The 14813-nt window shown below is 43.6% G+C and carries 12 protein-coding genes and 4 tRNA genes; all 16 read left to right on the top strand.

Annotated features, from left to right (window positions below; genetic code table 11):
- Nucleotides 1–99 precede the first annotated feature (99 nt).
- Nucleotides 100–185: transfer RNA gene (locus GKS34_RS05575), tRNA-Tyr, on the top strand.
- Between the two features lie 166 nt (nucleotides 186–351).
- Nucleotides 352–424, top strand: a tRNA-Gly gene (locus GKS34_RS05570).
- Nucleotides 425–460: 36 nt separating this feature from the next.
- A tRNA-Thr gene (locus GKS34_RS05565) sits at nucleotides 461–532 on the top strand.
- Between the two features lie 59 nt (nucleotides 533–591).
- Nucleotides 592–1779 (top strand): elongation factor Tu, encoded by a 1188-nt coding sequence (gene tuf / locus GKS34_RS05560; RefSeq protein ID WP_163383825.1) that lies wholly within the window; start codon nucleotides 592–594, stop codon nucleotides 1777–1779.
- Between the two features lie 111 nt (nucleotides 1780–1890).
- Nucleotides 1891–1961 (top strand) — tRNA-Trp (locus tag GKS34_RS05555).
- Nucleotides 1962–2087: 126 nt separating this feature from the next.
- On the top strand, nucleotides 2088–2276 hold the full coding sequence (gene secE, locus GKS34_RS05550; RefSeq protein WP_162341754.1) for a preprotein translocase subunit SecE: 189 nt from the start codon (nucleotides 2088–2090) through the stop codon (nucleotides 2274–2276).
- Between the two features lie 18 nt (nucleotides 2277–2294).
- Nucleotides 2295–2852, top strand: a complete 558-nt coding sequence (gene nusG, locus GKS34_RS05545; protein WP_163383824.1) for a transcription termination/antitermination protein NusG — start codon at nucleotides 2295–2297, stop codon at nucleotides 2850–2852.
- A 3-nt stretch (nucleotides 2853–2855) separates the two neighbouring features.
- A complete protein-coding gene (gene rplK / locus GKS34_RS05540) occupies nucleotides 2856–3299 on the top strand; it encodes a 50S ribosomal protein L11 (protein WP_162341756.1) in 444 nt (147 codons plus the stop codon).
- A gap of 10 nt (nucleotides 3300–3309) precedes the next feature.
- Nucleotides 3310–4008 carry a 50S ribosomal protein L1 gene (gene rplA / locus GKS34_RS05535; protein WP_162417655.1) on the top strand — a complete coding sequence of 233 codons (699 nt, stop codon included), beginning with the start codon at nucleotides 3310–3312 and terminating at the stop codon, nucleotides 4006–4008.
- Between the two features lie 2 nt (nucleotides 4009–4010).
- The gene (rplJ, locus tag GKS34_RS05530) at nucleotides 4011–4550 is read left to right on the top strand and encodes a 50S ribosomal protein L10 (protein ID WP_163383823.1); all 540 of its coding nucleotides are present in this window, start codon (nucleotides 4011–4013) and stop codon (nucleotides 4548–4550) included.
- 48 nt (nucleotides 4551–4598) lie between these two features.
- On the top strand, nucleotides 4599–4979 hold the full coding sequence (gene rplL, locus GKS34_RS05525) for a 50S ribosomal protein L7/L12 (protein WP_162341762.1): 381 nt from the start codon (nucleotides 4599–4601) through the stop codon (nucleotides 4977–4979).
- A 157-nt stretch (nucleotides 4980–5136) separates the two neighbouring features.
- Complete coding sequence (gene rpoB / locus GKS34_RS05520) at nucleotides 5137–9012, top strand: DNA-directed RNA polymerase subunit beta (RefSeq protein WP_163383822.1); 3876 nt, start codon at nucleotides 5137–5139, stop codon at nucleotides 9010–9012.
- Nucleotides 9013–9060: 48 nt separating this feature from the next.
- Nucleotides 9061–13371, top strand: a complete 4311-nt coding sequence (gene rpoC / locus GKS34_RS05515) for a DNA-directed RNA polymerase subunit beta' (protein WP_163383821.1) — start codon at nucleotides 9061–9063, stop codon at nucleotides 13369–13371.
- Nucleotides 13372–13447: 76 nt separating this feature from the next.
- Complete coding sequence (locus GKS34_RS05510; protein WP_163383820.1) at nucleotides 13448–13774, top strand: DUF3467 domain-containing protein; 327 nt, start codon at nucleotides 13448–13450, stop codon at nucleotides 13772–13774.
- Between the two features lie 157 nt (nucleotides 13775–13931).
- Nucleotides 13932–14315, top strand: coding sequence for a 30S ribosomal protein S12 (gene rpsL / locus GKS34_RS05505; RefSeq protein ID WP_009053171.1), 384 nt, complete (start codon nucleotides 13932–13934; stop codon nucleotides 14313–14315).
- Between the two features lie 20 nt (nucleotides 14316–14335).
- On the top strand, nucleotides 14336–14803 hold the full coding sequence (gene rpsG, locus GKS34_RS05500; protein WP_163383819.1) for a 30S ribosomal protein S7: 468 nt from the start codon (nucleotides 14336–14338) through the stop codon (nucleotides 14801–14803).
- The last annotated feature ends 10 nt before the right edge of the window (nucleotides 14804–14813 follow it).

Genomic DNA, 14813 nt, shown 5'->3' with positions numbered 1-14813 from the left:
AATATTTTGAATGTTTAGTAAAAGGGTATAATTTTGCCATCCGTTACGACAACAAAGGAAATCCTATGAAGTTTTGAGTAGGTCAATTTGTTGTTATTTGGGGGAATACCAAAGCGGCCAACTGGGACGGACTGTAAATCCGTTGACTTATGTCTTCACAGGTTCGAATCCTGTTTCCCCCACCAATTCAATTGGATTTTTACCTCAAGGGTAAATTTCAAATATTCCGAAAAGGGTTGTTGTTTTATTAATAATAGCTTGATATTTTTGGATTCTAAAAATAAAATAGGGAATTTGGATGCCTCTAAAGAATTGAGGAATTCTAATTTGAATTGTAACGAGTAACAATAAGCGGGAGTAGCTCAGTTGGTAGAGCGGCAGCCTTCCAAGCTGCAGGTCGCGGGTTCGAGCCTCGTCTCCCGCTCTATGCTTTTATAGGGCATAAAACTGGATGTAAAAAGCCGACGTAGCTCAGTGGTAGAGTGCTTCCTTGGTAAGGAAGAGGTCACGGGTTCAAATCCCGTCGTTGGCTCTGAACATTTCAAACATTTAATGAAATTTAATCTTTAACTAAACAGAGGATTTTCACGCATGGCAAAAGCAACCTTTGACCGTTCCAAACCCCACGTTAATATAGGTACGATTGGTCACGTCGATCATGGTAAGACTACTTTGACTGCTGCCATTACCACTGTATTGGCCAGAAAGGGTCTTTCTGAATTAAGAGACTTTGCTTCCATCGACAACGCGCCGGAAGAAAAGGAAAGAGGTATTACAATCAATACCTCACACGTAGAGTATCAAACGGAGTTAAGGCATTATGCCCACGTTGACTGTCCCGGTCACGCTGACTACGTAAAAAACATGGTTACTGGTGCTGCCCAGATGGACGGTGCAATTCTTGTAGTTGCAGCGACTGATGGTCCAATGCCACAAACCAGAGAACACATTCTTCTTGCTCGTCAGGTAGGTGTACCCGCTTTGGTGGTATTCATGAACAAAGTAGATTTGGTAGATGATCCCGAACTACTTGAATTGGTGGAAATGGAAGTAAGAGAATTGCTTTCTTTCTATGAGTTTGATGGAGACAACATTCCTGTTATTGCAGGATCAGCCCTTGGAGCCCTGAACGGGGAAGCCAAATGGGAAGATGCAGTAATGGAATTAATGACTGCAGTGGATGAACACATTCCGCTTCCTGAGAGGGCTATCGACAAAGATTTCCTGATGCCTGTAGAGGACGTATTTTCTATCACTGGTAGAGGTACTGTTGCTACCGGAAGAATTGAAAGAGGAGTCGTTAACTCTGGAGAAGCAGTTGACATCATCGGTATGGGAGCGGAAGGACTTAAGTCTACCGTTACCGGTGTAGAGATGTTCCGTAAGATTTTGGATCGCGGTGAAGCAGGTGACAACGTTGGTTTGTTGTTGAGAGGTATTGAAAAAGCTCAGATCAAACGAGGGATGATTATCTGTAAGCCCGGATCTGTTACGCCTCACGCTCATTTCAAAGCGGAAGTTTACGTACTTTCGAAAGAAGAGGGTGGTAGACATACTCCATTCTTCAACAAATACCGTCCTCAGTTCTATTTAAGAACCACAGACGTAACAGGCGAGATCAAACTTCCTGAAAATGTTGAGATGGTGATGCCAGGTGATAATGTAACCATTGAAGTATCCCTTATCAGTCCGGTTGCTTTGGAAAAAGGTCTTCGATTTGCTATCCGTGAAGGTGGCAGAACGGTAGGAGCCGGCCAGGTTACTGAAATCTTGGACTAATTTTGATTTACTGATCATAGTACGAATGCGATCCTGATATTAATCGGGATCGCATTTGTTTCTTTGGCCTTTAATCACTACTTTTGCGTTCCTTATTTGAGGTTCGTAAATACGGGCGTAGTTCAATGGCAGAATAGCGGTCTCCAAAACCGTTGATGGGAGTTCGAATCTCTCCGCCCGTGCAATCAAACTAAGGGTAAAACCAGGTAAGAAACTTTGGGATCAAAGTTTTTGAAGCATGTTATAGAAATGAATCCATCTTCAGAACCTGAGGATTTAAGGGTTCTTTATTAACCAATTTCACAAGGATGAATGTAAAAAATTTTGTAGTCGAGTCCATCGATGAGATGAAAAACAAGGTCACCTGGCCTAAGTATTCATCTCTACAAAACAGCGCGGTACTAGTGCTGGTGGCTTCCTTGATTTTCGCTCTGGTCATCGGTTTAATAGACCTGACGTTCGAAAATATCATGACATGGTTTTATGATTTATTTTAAAGAATTTTAAAAAACGGGATGGCAGATCACAAATGGTACGTGCTCAGGGTAGTGGCAGGTCAGGAGAAAAAAGCGAAGACTTATCTGGACAATGAAATTGCCCGTCAAAAACTGGAGGAATTTATCCCCGAGGTTTTGATACCTTCTGAGAAAGTATATGAGATGCGAAACGGCAAGAAACGTGTTAGGGAGAGAAATTTCTTTCCTGGCTATGTTCTGGTTAATGCGGATCTCGGTCATGGAGAAGCCAATCACGTAATTACGAGCATACCGGGAGTTATCGGTTTTTTAGGGTCAAACCAAGGGGGGGCTTCCAAAACCCCTGAGCCATTACGTCAATCAGAAATTAACCGGATTTTAGGTCGGGTTGAGGAGATTGATGAGTTTGCGGAAAAACTAGATACACCATTTATAGTCGGAGAGACCGTTAAAGTAATGGACGGTCCCTTTAGTGGTTTCTCGGGTGTGATTGAGGAAGTGTTTGAAGACAAGAAGAAGCTTAATGTTATGGTTAAGATTTTCGGTCGAAACACTCCTGTTGAGTTAAACTTTATACAAGTAGAAAAACAAGATTAGGAAATGGCTAAAGAAATCTCTGGTTATCTAAAACTACAGGTTAAAGGTGGCCAGGCAAACCCATCTCCTCCAGTTGGTCCGGCCCTTGGTTCAAAAGGGTTGAACATCATGGAGTTCTGTAAGCAATATAATGCCAGAACTCAGGATAAAATGGGCCAGGTTCTTCCTGTACTTGTGACGATTTATTCGGACAAGTCATTTGATTTTGTTGTAAAAACACCACCGGCGGCAGTAATGTTACTGGAGGCGGCAAAATTAAAAAGTGGTTCATCAGAACCCAACAGGAAAAAGGTTGGCTCAGTGTCCTGGGATCAGGTAAAAGAAATTGCAGAAGTGAAAATGCCTGATTTAAATGCTTTTAAAGTAGATTCCGCCATGAAAATGATTGCGGGTACTGCTAGAAGTATGGGCCTCACAGTTTCAGGAAAAGCTCCTTGGGAGGAATAATACGTAAAAAATGGCTAAGTTAACAAAAAGTAAAAAAGAAGCTCTTTCTAAATACGACCCTAGCCAACACTATTCCCTGGCAGAGGCTTCTTCAATTGTTAAGGAAATATCAAAGACCAAATTTGATTCCTCAATAGACCTAGATATTCGTCTGGGAGTGGATCCACGAAAAGCTGACCAGATGGTCAGAGGTGTAGTGGCTCTTCCTCATGGAACAGGTAAGGAACTAAAAGTATTGGTACTTTGCAGTCCTGACAAAGAAGAAGAGGCCAAAGAGGCTGGAGCCGATTATGTTGGTTTAGATGAGTACATTGCTAAAATCGAAGGGGGATGGACTGACATGGATGTCATCATTACTACTCCGAATGTAATGGCTAAAGTAGGTAGATTGGGTAGGGTTTTGGGTCCGAGAGGATTGATGCCAAACCCCAAATCCGGTACGGTGACCCTTGATGTAGGGAAAGCGGTTAAAGAAGTAAAGGCTGGTAAAATCGACTTTAAAGTAGATAAGTTTGGAATTATTCATGCAAGCGTTGGGAAGGTTTCTTTCAGCCCTGAGAAAATTCAGGAAAACGCTCGTGAATTAATTTTAACCATCTCTAAATTGAAGCCATCTGCTGCGAAAGGTACTTATTTCAGAAGCATTCATTTATCCAGCACCATGTCTCCGGGTATCGTGATCGATAAAAGTAGTATTCAAGGTATATAATTATGACGAGAGAAGACAAAAAAACCATAATTGAAGAACTTACCGACAAACTGAAGACTACTCCGCATTTTTACATTGCCGATGCTTCGGGATTCAGTGTTGCTCAGGTAAATAGCTTCAGAAAAATGTGTTTCGATAAAGGGCTTGAATATCGGGTTTATAAAAATACCCTGATCAAGAAAGCCCTTGAAAATATGGAGGCAGATTACGCAGAGTTCGCTGAACAAACGTTGAAAGGCTTTTCCGGTATCCTGTTTTCTCAGGAGATAGGTAACCTTCCTGCAAAGGTAATTCTAGATTTCAGAAAGAAGCTGGGCCCTAAAAATAAGCGTCCCTTGTTTAAAGGAGCCTCCGTTGACGGAGATCAATTTTTAGGTGAAAGCAACCTGGAAGTTCTTTCCAATCTGAAATCCAAAGAGGAACTGGTCGGAGAAGTTATCAGCTTGCTGCAATCTCCTGCTACCAATGTTTTATCAGCGCTTCAAAGTGGAAAAAATACTCTTGCTGGTCTGGTGAAAACATTGGCCGAAAGAGAAGCTTAAAAAAATCATTCAAATTAGTAAAAACAATCAATTTAAATAGTTAATACAATGGCAGATCTTAAAGCATTCGCTGAGCAGTTAGTTAATTTAACTGTAAAAGAGGTAAATGAGTTAGCCGCAATTTTAAAAGATGAATATGGTATCGAACCTGCCGCTGCTGCCGCTACTGTAGTAGCTGGAGGTGGAGCCGCTGGCGAAGGTGCTGCTGAAGAAGAGAAGTCTTCTTTTGATGTTGTCTTAAAAGCTGCAGGTGGACAAAAATTGGCGGTAGTTAAACTTGTTAAGGAATTGACAGGGTTGGGACTAAAAGAAGCCAAAGAAGTGGTAGACAGTGCTCCTAAAGCCGTAAAAGAAGGAGTAAGTAAAGAAGAAGCGGAAGCTCTGAAAAAGCAACTTGAAGAAGCTGGAGCAGAAGTTGAGCTTAAATAGAATTGAATAGCCAACTCCGATTGGATTTGGTTACTCAGCATTAGACCTGACTTATCAGTCAGGTCTTTTCCTGTTTATGGACAGTTAATAAATTGCACTTTTTTAAGTGTAAATTGTCCTATATTTATAAAAACTTTCACTAAAATTATATACTGCCTTGGCTATCCAGAATCAAACCGAAAGGAAAAGTTTCTCATCCATAAAGGTAGTCAAAGACTATCCGGATTTCTTAGATATTCAGCTGCAATCTTTCAAAGATTTCTTCCAGTTGGATACTCCTGCAGAGAAAAGAAGGCAGGATGGTCTTTTCAAGGTGTTTTCCGAAAATTTCCCTATCAGTGATTCCCGGGAAAATTTCACCCTTGAATTTATCGACTATACCGTAGATCCTCCCAAATACAATGTATCCGAAAGTATTGACCGAGGTCTTACCTATTCAGTACCATTGAAAGCAAAATTGCGACTGCTTTGCTCCGATGAAGACAACGAGGATTTTGAAACCATCGAACAGGAAGTTTTTCTTGGAAATCTTCCTTATATGACGGAAAAGGGTTCTTTTGTAATCAATGGAGCAGAACGAGTTATCGTGTCTCAGCTTCACCGGTCCCCGGGTGTTTTCTTCGCTCAAAGTAAGCATACCAACGGTACCAAACTTTATTCTGCCCGAATCATTCCTTTTAAAGGTTCCTGGATAGAGTTTGCTACTGACATCAATAATGTCATGTATGCGTATATTGACCGGAAAAAGAAATTCCCCGTAACAACTCTTTTACGAGCTATTGGATATGGATCTGATAAGCAAATTCTGGATTTGTTTGGTCTTTCCGAAGAAGTAGAATCCAATAAGTCTACCCTCAAGAAAATCATCGGCAGGAAACTCGCAGCACGTGTTTTGCGAACCTGGGTAGAAGATTTTGTAGATGAAGATACCGGAGAGGTAGTTTCCATCGACAGGAATGAAGTCTTATTGGAAAGAGACAGCATCCTTACGGATGAAGACATTGAATTGATTTTGGAATCCGGCACCAAAAGCGTCATTCTCCATAGAGAGGACGTAAATATTGCCGACTATTCCATTATTTATAATACCCTACAGAAGGACAACTCCAATTCTGAAAAGGAAGCAGTGGAGGTAATCTACCGACAGCTGCGAAACACCGAAGCTCCGGATGAAGCTACTGCAAGGGAAGTAATCCATGGTTTATTTTTCTCTGATAAGCGTTACGATCTGGGAGAAGTAGGCAGGTACAGGATCAATAAAAAACTTGGTCTGGACATTGACTCAGAGAAGATTGTATTGACTACCGAGGATATCATATCCATCGTAAAATACCTGATCGGGCTTATCAATTCCAAGGCAGTAGTGGATGATATTGACCACTTGAGCAATCGTCGTGTAAGGACTGTAGGCGAACAGCTTTACAGCCAGTTTGGCGTTGGGCTTGCACGAATGGCCCGAACGATTCGTGAGAGGATGAATGTAAGGGATAACGAGGATTTCAAGCCTGTTGATCTGATCAACGCCAGAACGCTTTCTTCCGTGATTAACTCTTTCTTTGGTACCAACCAGTTGAGTCAGTTTATGGACCAAACCAATCCCTTGGCCGAATTGACACACAAAAGAAGGTTATCTGCCTTGGGCCCCGGGGGGCTATCGCGGGAACGTGCCGGGTTTGAGGTACGAGACGTGCACTACACGCACTATGGTCGTTTGTGCACCATTGAAACCCCGGAAGGACCAAATATTGGTTTGATATCTTCTCTTTGTGTACACGCAAAGGTAAATAGCATGGGCTTTCTGGAAACTCCTTACCGAAAGGTTAGTGAGGGTAAAGTAAGTATGAATGCCGAAGATATTGTATTCCTTACCGCTGAAGAAGAAGACGACAACAACATTGCCCAGGCAAATGCGCCATTGGATGGAAAAGGAAACTTTGTAAATGATAAGGTAAAGGCCAGGTTTGAGGGGGATTTCCCGGTTTTGGAACCCAAAGAGATCTCCTATATGGATGTGGCGCCAAACCAGATTGTTTCGGTGGCAGCTTCCCTGATTCCTTTCCTGGAGCACGATGATGCCAACCGGGCCCTGATGGGATCTAACATGCAGCGGCAGGCCGTTCCATTGTTAAAAGCAGAGGCACCGATCGTAGGTACCGGATTGGAAGGAAAGGCAGCAATCGATTCACGGTCGCTGATTCTTGCCGAAGCGGACGGTGTAGTGGATTACGTAGACGCTGAAAAAATCATTACCAAATACGAGCTTTCCAGTGATGAATTGCTGGTCAATTTCAGTGATGAGTATAAAACCTATGATCTGATAAAATTCAGAAGAACCAATCAGGACACCACTATTAACCTTACCCCGATTGTCTTAAAAGGACAAAGGGTCAAAAAGGGACAGGTGCTCGTTGAAGGGTATTCTACTAATAAAGGAGAGCTGGCCTTGGGTAAAAACCTACTAGTGGCCTACATGCCTTGGCAGGGGTACAATTTTGAAGATGCCATTGTAATATCCGAGCGGGTGGTGCGTGAAGATGTCTTCACCTCCATCCACATAGAGGAATTTCAGTTGGAGGTCAGGGATACTAAACGGGGTGAAGAAGAACTAACGTCAGAGATCCCCAATGTATCGGAAGATGCAGTGAAAAACCTGGACGAAAACGGAATTATCCGTGTTGGTTCCGAAATCAAAGAAGGGGACATCATCATTGGTAAAATTACGCCAAAGGGTGAAACGGATCCCACGCCGGAAGAGAAACTGTTACGCGCTATTTTCGGTGACAAGGCAGGCGATGTAAAAGACGCCTCTCTGAAAGCCTCTCCTTCCTTAAATGGAGTAGTGATTGAGACGAAGTTGTTTTCAAGACCTAAAAAGGACAAGGACCTACGTGTCAAAGCTAAAGCCGAGGTAGAACGATTAAAGCAGTCTTACGCCAAGGATTTGTTAGCTGTTCGGGCTAGAATGATCGAAAAACTGGTGCAGATTCTCGAAGGAAAAGTTTCCAATGGCGTTCGTCATAAGTTTGGGGACGAGATCATCAGCAAGGGGATGAAATTCAATTACCAGAACATTGAGAATAACCTATTTCCGGCAAAGAACCCCTACAGGGATGAGAGTAATTACAACGTGGCTGAAGAGGTAAACCTGATATCCGATATTATTTTGGATGATTGGACCGATGATGCCCATGCTAACTCACTTGTTCAGAAGTTGGTTAAAAATTATACCAATACCCGGAATGAAATTTCAGGTATCTTCAAAAGGGATAAATTTACCTTGGAGGTAGGAGATGAATTACCCGCGGGTATCGTTCAGTTGGCGAAAGTTTACGTAGCTAAGAAGCGAAAGCTTAAGGTTGGCGATAAAATGGCGGGTAGACATGGAAACAAAGGTATTGTTGCTCGGATCGTTCGGGATGAGGACATGCCATTCCTGGAGGACGGTTCTCCTATGGACATCGTACTTAACCCGCTTGGTGTACCATCCAGGATGAATATCGGTCAGATTTTCGAAACAGTACTGGCTTGGGCAGGTAAGAAATTGGGTAAGACCTATGCCACGCCAATCTTTGACGGAGCGACCACCGATGAGGTAGCAGCAGAGTTGGAAAAAGCAGGACTTCCTTCTTTCGGCAGGACCTATCTGTTTGACGGATTGACCGGTAAGAAATTTGATCAGCCCGTTACAGTGGGGGTTTCCTACATGTTGAAACTTGGTCACTTGGTGGACGATAAGATGCATGCCCGATCAATTGGGCCATATTCGTTGATTACCCAGCAGCCTTTGGGTGGTAAAGCCCAATTTGGTGGTCAGCGTTTTGGAGAGATGGAAGTGTGGGCTCTGGAGGCTTTTGGAGCATCGCACGTGTTGAGAGAAATCTTAACCGTGAAATCCGATGACGTCATTGGCCGGGCCAAAGCCTATGAATCCATTGTTAAGGGGGAAAATTTACCAAAGGCAAACATTCCGGAGTCTTTCAATGTACTGGTACATGAACTCAGGGGACTTGCTTTGGAAATTACGCTTGACTAACTTAGAAACCAATAGGCCTTTCGAGGCCATCAAATACACAAAAAAACTATGGCGTTCAGAAAAAATAAGAAACTAAACAACGACTTTTCAAGAGTCACCATTAGTTTGGCTTCACCAGAGTCCATACTGGACAGTTCGCATGGGGAAGTTACACAGCCAGAAACCATCAATTACAGGACCTACAAACCAGAGATGGGTGGTCTGTTCTGTGAGCGGATATTTGGCCCGGTGAAAGACTGGGAGTGTCATTGTGGAAAATACAAGCGCATACGATATAAGGGAATAATTTGTGACCGCTGCGGTGTGGAGGTCACTGAGAAGAAGGTAAGAAGGGAGCGAATGGGACACATTGAATTAGTGGTTCCTGTGGCTCACATCTGGTACTTTAAATCCCTACCCAATAAGATTGGTTACCTGTTGGGTTTGCCTACCAAAAAGCTGGATCAAATTGTTTATTACGAGCGATATGTGGTCATTGAGGCAGGAATTAAGGCAGATGACGGCTTGCAATACCTGGATTTCCTTACGGAAGACGAATACCTGGACATCATGGACAAGCTTCCCAAGGAGAATCAGATGATGGACGATGATGATCCCAATAAATTCATTGCCAAGATGGGAGCTGAAGCTTTGGAGATGCTTTTGGCAAGGCTGGATCTGGATGACTTGTCCTACAGTCTGCGTCATCAGGCCGCAACCGATACCTCTCAGCAGCGAAAAGCAGAGGCTTTGAAGCGTTTGAAGGTAGTAGAAGCATTCCGTGATGCAAGAACCAGAATCGAAAACCGTCCGGAATGGATGGTCGTTCGAATGGTTCCGGTGATTCCGCCAGAACTTCGCCCGTTGGTTCCTTTGGATGGAGGTAGGTTTGCAACTTCCGATTTGAATGACTTATACCGAAGGGTAATCATTAGAAATAACAGGCTGAAGCGACTCATAGACATCAAAGCTCCGGAGGTAATTCTTCGAAATGAAAAAAGGATGCTTCAGGAGGCGGTAGATTCCTTATTTGATAATTCCCGAAAAGTGAATGCCGTAAGATCCGATGGGAATAGGGCCTTAAAATCCCTTTCAGACATGTTGAAAGGAAAGCAAGGTCGGTTCCGTCAGAACCTTTTGGGTAAACGGGTGGATTATTCCGGTAGATCGGTAATTGTCGTAGGCCCTGAATTGAAGTTGCATGAATGCGGGCTTCCTAAAAACATGGCGGCGGAATTATTTAAGCCGTTTATTATCCGAAAACTCATAGAACGAGGGATCGTAAAAACGGTGAAGTCTGCCAAGAAAATAGTAGACAGAAAAGATCCGGTAGTTTGGGATATCCTGGAGAACGTATTGAAAGGACATCCGGTACTACTTAACCGGGCGCCAACGCTACACCGTTTGGGAATTCAGGCATTTCAGCCCAAGTTGATTGAGGGAAAAGCCATACAGTTGCATCCGTTGGTATGTACCGCTTTTAATGCTGACTTTGATGGAGATCAAATGGCGGTACACGTTCCTTTAGGACACGAGGCCATATTGGAGGCCTCTACGCTGATGCTCTCCTCACACAATATTCTTAACCCTGCCAACGGGGCTCCTATCACTGTTCCTTCGCAGGATATGGTACTCGGTTTGTACTATGTAACCAAAGGAATGAAATCTACGGAGGAGTTTCCGGTAGAAGGAGAGGGCATGACATTCTACGGTCAGGAAGAAGTGTTGATCGCTCTCAATGAGGGAGCCATATCCAAGCATGCGCACATAAAATGTAAAGTGAAGGTGCGGAATGAGGATGGAACACTTTCTGAAAAAATTGAGGATACAGTTGCCGGTAGGTTGATTTTTAATCAATTTGTACCGGAGCAGGTAGGTTATGTAAATGAACTGCTTACTAAAAAGAAATTGCAGCAGATCATTGCAGAGGTAGTGAAAATATGTGGCATTGCCCGTTCTGCTCAGTTTCTTGATGATATCAAGCATTTGGGATTCCAGATGGCCTATCAGGGAGGATTGTCCATGGGATTGGACGATGTGATCATCCCAGAAGAGAAGGAACCGCTGATAGAAAAAGCCAAAAGTGAGGTGGATCAGGTGTGGAACAATTACCTGATGGGTCTGATTACGGACAATGAGCGGTACAACCAGGTGATTGATATCTGGACCAGAACCAACTCTAACCTGACAAACATCCTGATGCGTCAGATGGAGGAAGATAATCAAGGCTTTAATGCCATCTACATGATGATGCACTCGGGAGCCAGGGGTTCGCGGGAGCAGATTCGACAGTTGGGTGGAATGAGAGGCCTGATGGCCAAGCCGCAGAAAAACCTTCAGGGTTCTGTGGGCGAAATCATTGAAAACCCGATTTTGTCTAACTTTAAAGAAGGCTTGGACGTACTGGAGTACTTTATTTCTACGCACGGTGCCAGAAAAGGTCTTGCTGATACAGCATTGAAAACAGCAGATGCAGGGTACCTTACCCGAAGGCTGGTAGATGTGGCTCAGGACATGATCATTTCTGAAGAAGATTGTGGAACACTTAGAGGTCTGATCGTTCAGGCATTGAAAGATAATGATGAAATAGTCGAGCCTTTATCCGAGCGTGTCGTAGGAAGGATCGCTGTTCACGATGTAATTGATCCTATAACCGATGAGGTGATTGTTGAATCGGATGAAGAGATCACGGATGTGGTGGCAAAAGCCATCGATGAATCTGCGGTCGAGGAAGTAGAGATCCGCTCGGTACTTACCTGTGAAACTCGTAGAGGTGTTTGTTCCAAATGTTACGGGAGAAACCTGGCCACTGGCACACAAGTGCAGGTTGGGGAATCCGTAGGAGTAATTGCTGCTCAGTCTATCGGGGAGCCGGGAACACAGCTGACGTTGAGGACCTTCCACGTAGGTGGTACGGCTTCTAATATTTCCGTAGAAGCCAGCATCAATTCTAAGTTTGATGGTATCATCGAATTCGAAGAAGAACTAAGGTGGATTAAAACTACCAATAAGGATGGCGAAGAGGTTTCCATCGTAATGGGAAGATCGGGAGAGATCAAAGTAAATGATGTAAAATCAGGTAAGACCTTGGTTTCCAATCACGTTCCTTATGGTGCCATCCTGAATGTGACGGAGGGACAGAAAATTGGCAAAGGCGAATCTTTATGTACCTGGGATCCCTATAATGCGGTGATCCTGTCCGAATTTGATGGAAAAGTTGATTTTGAAGCCATTATTGAAGGTGTCACCTACAAAGAAGTAGCGGATGATCAAACCGGATACAGGGAGAAGGTAATTATTGACACGAAAGATAAGACAAAAAACCCTGCCGTATTGGTGGATCACGGGGACGAATCTAAGTCGTACAATATCCCAGTAGGAGCTCACCTTTCAGTAGAGAAAGGAGAAGAGGTAAAGGCTGGCCAGATTCTGGTGAAAATACCTCGATCTGTAGGCAAGACTCGGGATATTACCGGAGGTTTACCGCGAGTAACCGAGTTATTTGAAGCGAGAAACCCTTCCAATCCTGCTGTGGTATCCGAAATAGACGGCGTGGTAATTTACGGAGGTATTAAAAGAGGAAACCGGGAGATTTTCATCGAATCCAAAGACGGTGTTAGAAAGCGGTACATGGTTTCGCTTTCCAAGCATATTTTGGTTCAGGAAAATGACTTTATCCGTGCCGGTGAGCCCCTGTCTGATGGAGCCATTACTCCAAACGATATATTGTCAATCAAAGGGCCAACAGCGGTACAGGAATACCTGGTGAATGAAATACAGGAGGTTTACCGATTACAGGGTGTGAAGATCAACGATAAGCACATAGAAGTGATCGTGAGCCAGATGATGCAAAAAGTAGAAATTCTGGATGCGGGTGATACCGGATTCTTGCAAAACCAGATTGTTGACAAATGGGCGTTCCGTGAGGAAAACGACACGATCCTTGACAAGAAGGTGGTGATGGAATCGGGTGATTCTGCGACGCTAAAACCAGGTATGATTATCACCGCCAGAAGGCTGCGAGATGAAAACTCAAGTTTGAAGCGTAAGGATATGAAATTGGTTCAGGTTCGGGATGCTCAAACCGCAGTTTCTCAGCCTACTTTGCAAGGTATTACGGCCTCTTCTTTGGGTACGGAAAGCTTTATTTCCGCGGCTTCCTTCCAGGAAACGACCAAGGTATTGAGTGAAGCAGCAATCCGAGGAAAGCGAGACGAATTGTTGGGCTTGAAAGAAAATGTGATTGTTGGGCATTTGATACCAGCAGGTACCGGACAGCGAAAATTCAATAATCTGATCGTAGGATCCAAAGAGGAATACGAAATGCTAGTGGCTGAAAAAGAAAGCAGTAGCAAGAAGGTTCGGGAAACCATCAAGTAAAATAATAATAGCGTAAAAAAAAGGCCTGCACCAGACGGCAGGCCTTTTTTTATTTCTAACCAGGTAATAAGCACTCATGGAAGAAGATAAATCACCTGATAAAGAGCAACAGCAGATCAATGTGGAGCTGAGTGATGAGGTGGCGGAGGGAATTTATTCCAATCTGGCAATGATTGCCCATTCCAATTCTGAGTTTGTAGTGGATTTTATCCGGTTGATGCCGGGTATACCCAAGGCCAAGGTCAAATCCAGGATCATCATGACCCCGGATCATGCCAAACGGCTGCTATTGGCTTTGAAGGATAACATTGAGAAGTATGAAAAAGCCTTTGGTAAAATTCAAGGTGGTAATGAGGCTCCAAAATTTCCGCTAAATTTTGGTGGGACCACGGGAGAAGCTTAGGAGAGGAGTCCGATTTGTCCTGTGCCAGTTGCCTGAAAATGGGGTAGCTACGGTTGGCTAAAATATAACTCCTTAATTTTGTTTGTTTTATTGATTTGGTTACCTTTGCAATCCAAAATTTATAAGTTTAAAAGCGAAATAATTAATTTATCTATTAATGCCTACTATACAACAGCTCGTTAGAAAAGGTAGAACCACTCTTGAGAGCAAATCCAAGTCAAGAGCCTTGGACGCCTGCCCTCAACGGAGGGGCGTGTGCACCAGGGTGTACACTACCACGCCAAAGAAGCCTAATTCTGCCATGAGAAAAGTGGCCAGGGTAAGATTGACCAACGGTAAGGAAGTCAATGCTTACATCCCCGGAGAAGGACATAATCTTCAGGAACACTCCATTGTATTAATCAGAGGAGGAAGAGTGAAAGATTTGCCTGGGGTGAGGTACCACATCATTCGTGGCGCTCTGGATACTGCAGGAGTGAAGGACCGTAAGCAGGGGCGTTCCAAATATGGGGCGAAGCGACCAAAGGCCGCCAAAAAGTAATTAAAAAATTATAGAATAAAATGAGAAAAGCGAAACCAAAAAAGAGGTATATTCTTCCTGATCCCAAATTCAATGACACTTTGGTCACCAGGTTTGTCAATTGTTTGATGGTAGATGGTAAGAAAAGTATTGCTTACAGAATCTTCTACGATGCCATAGAAAAAGTAGAGGAGAAAGTAGGTGAGAATGGTCTTGAGGTTTGGAAAAAGGCGCTTAATACTATTACTCCAGCTGTAGAAGTGAAGAGTCGTAGGGTTGGTGGAGCCACTTTCCAGGTACCTTTGGAAGTTAGACCAGAGCGAAAAGTATCACTGGGAATCAAGTGGATGATCACCTTTGCAAGAAAAAGAGGAGAAAAGACAATGATGGACCGATTGGCTGGAGAAATTATTTCGGCATCTAAAGGTGAAGGAGCTGCAGTCAAGAAAAAAGACGATACGCACAGGATGGCAGAAGCCAATAAAGCATTCTCGCATTTTAGATTTTAATAGATAATGG

Source organism: Cyclobacterium jeungdonense, assembly GCF_010994275.1.
Taxonomy (GTDB): domain Bacteria; phylum Bacteroidota; class Bacteroidia; order Cytophagales; family Cyclobacteriaceae; genus Cyclobacterium; species Cyclobacterium jeungdonense.
Note: the sequence above shows the minus strand (reverse complement) of the source record. Positions and strands in the feature narration are given on the sequence as shown.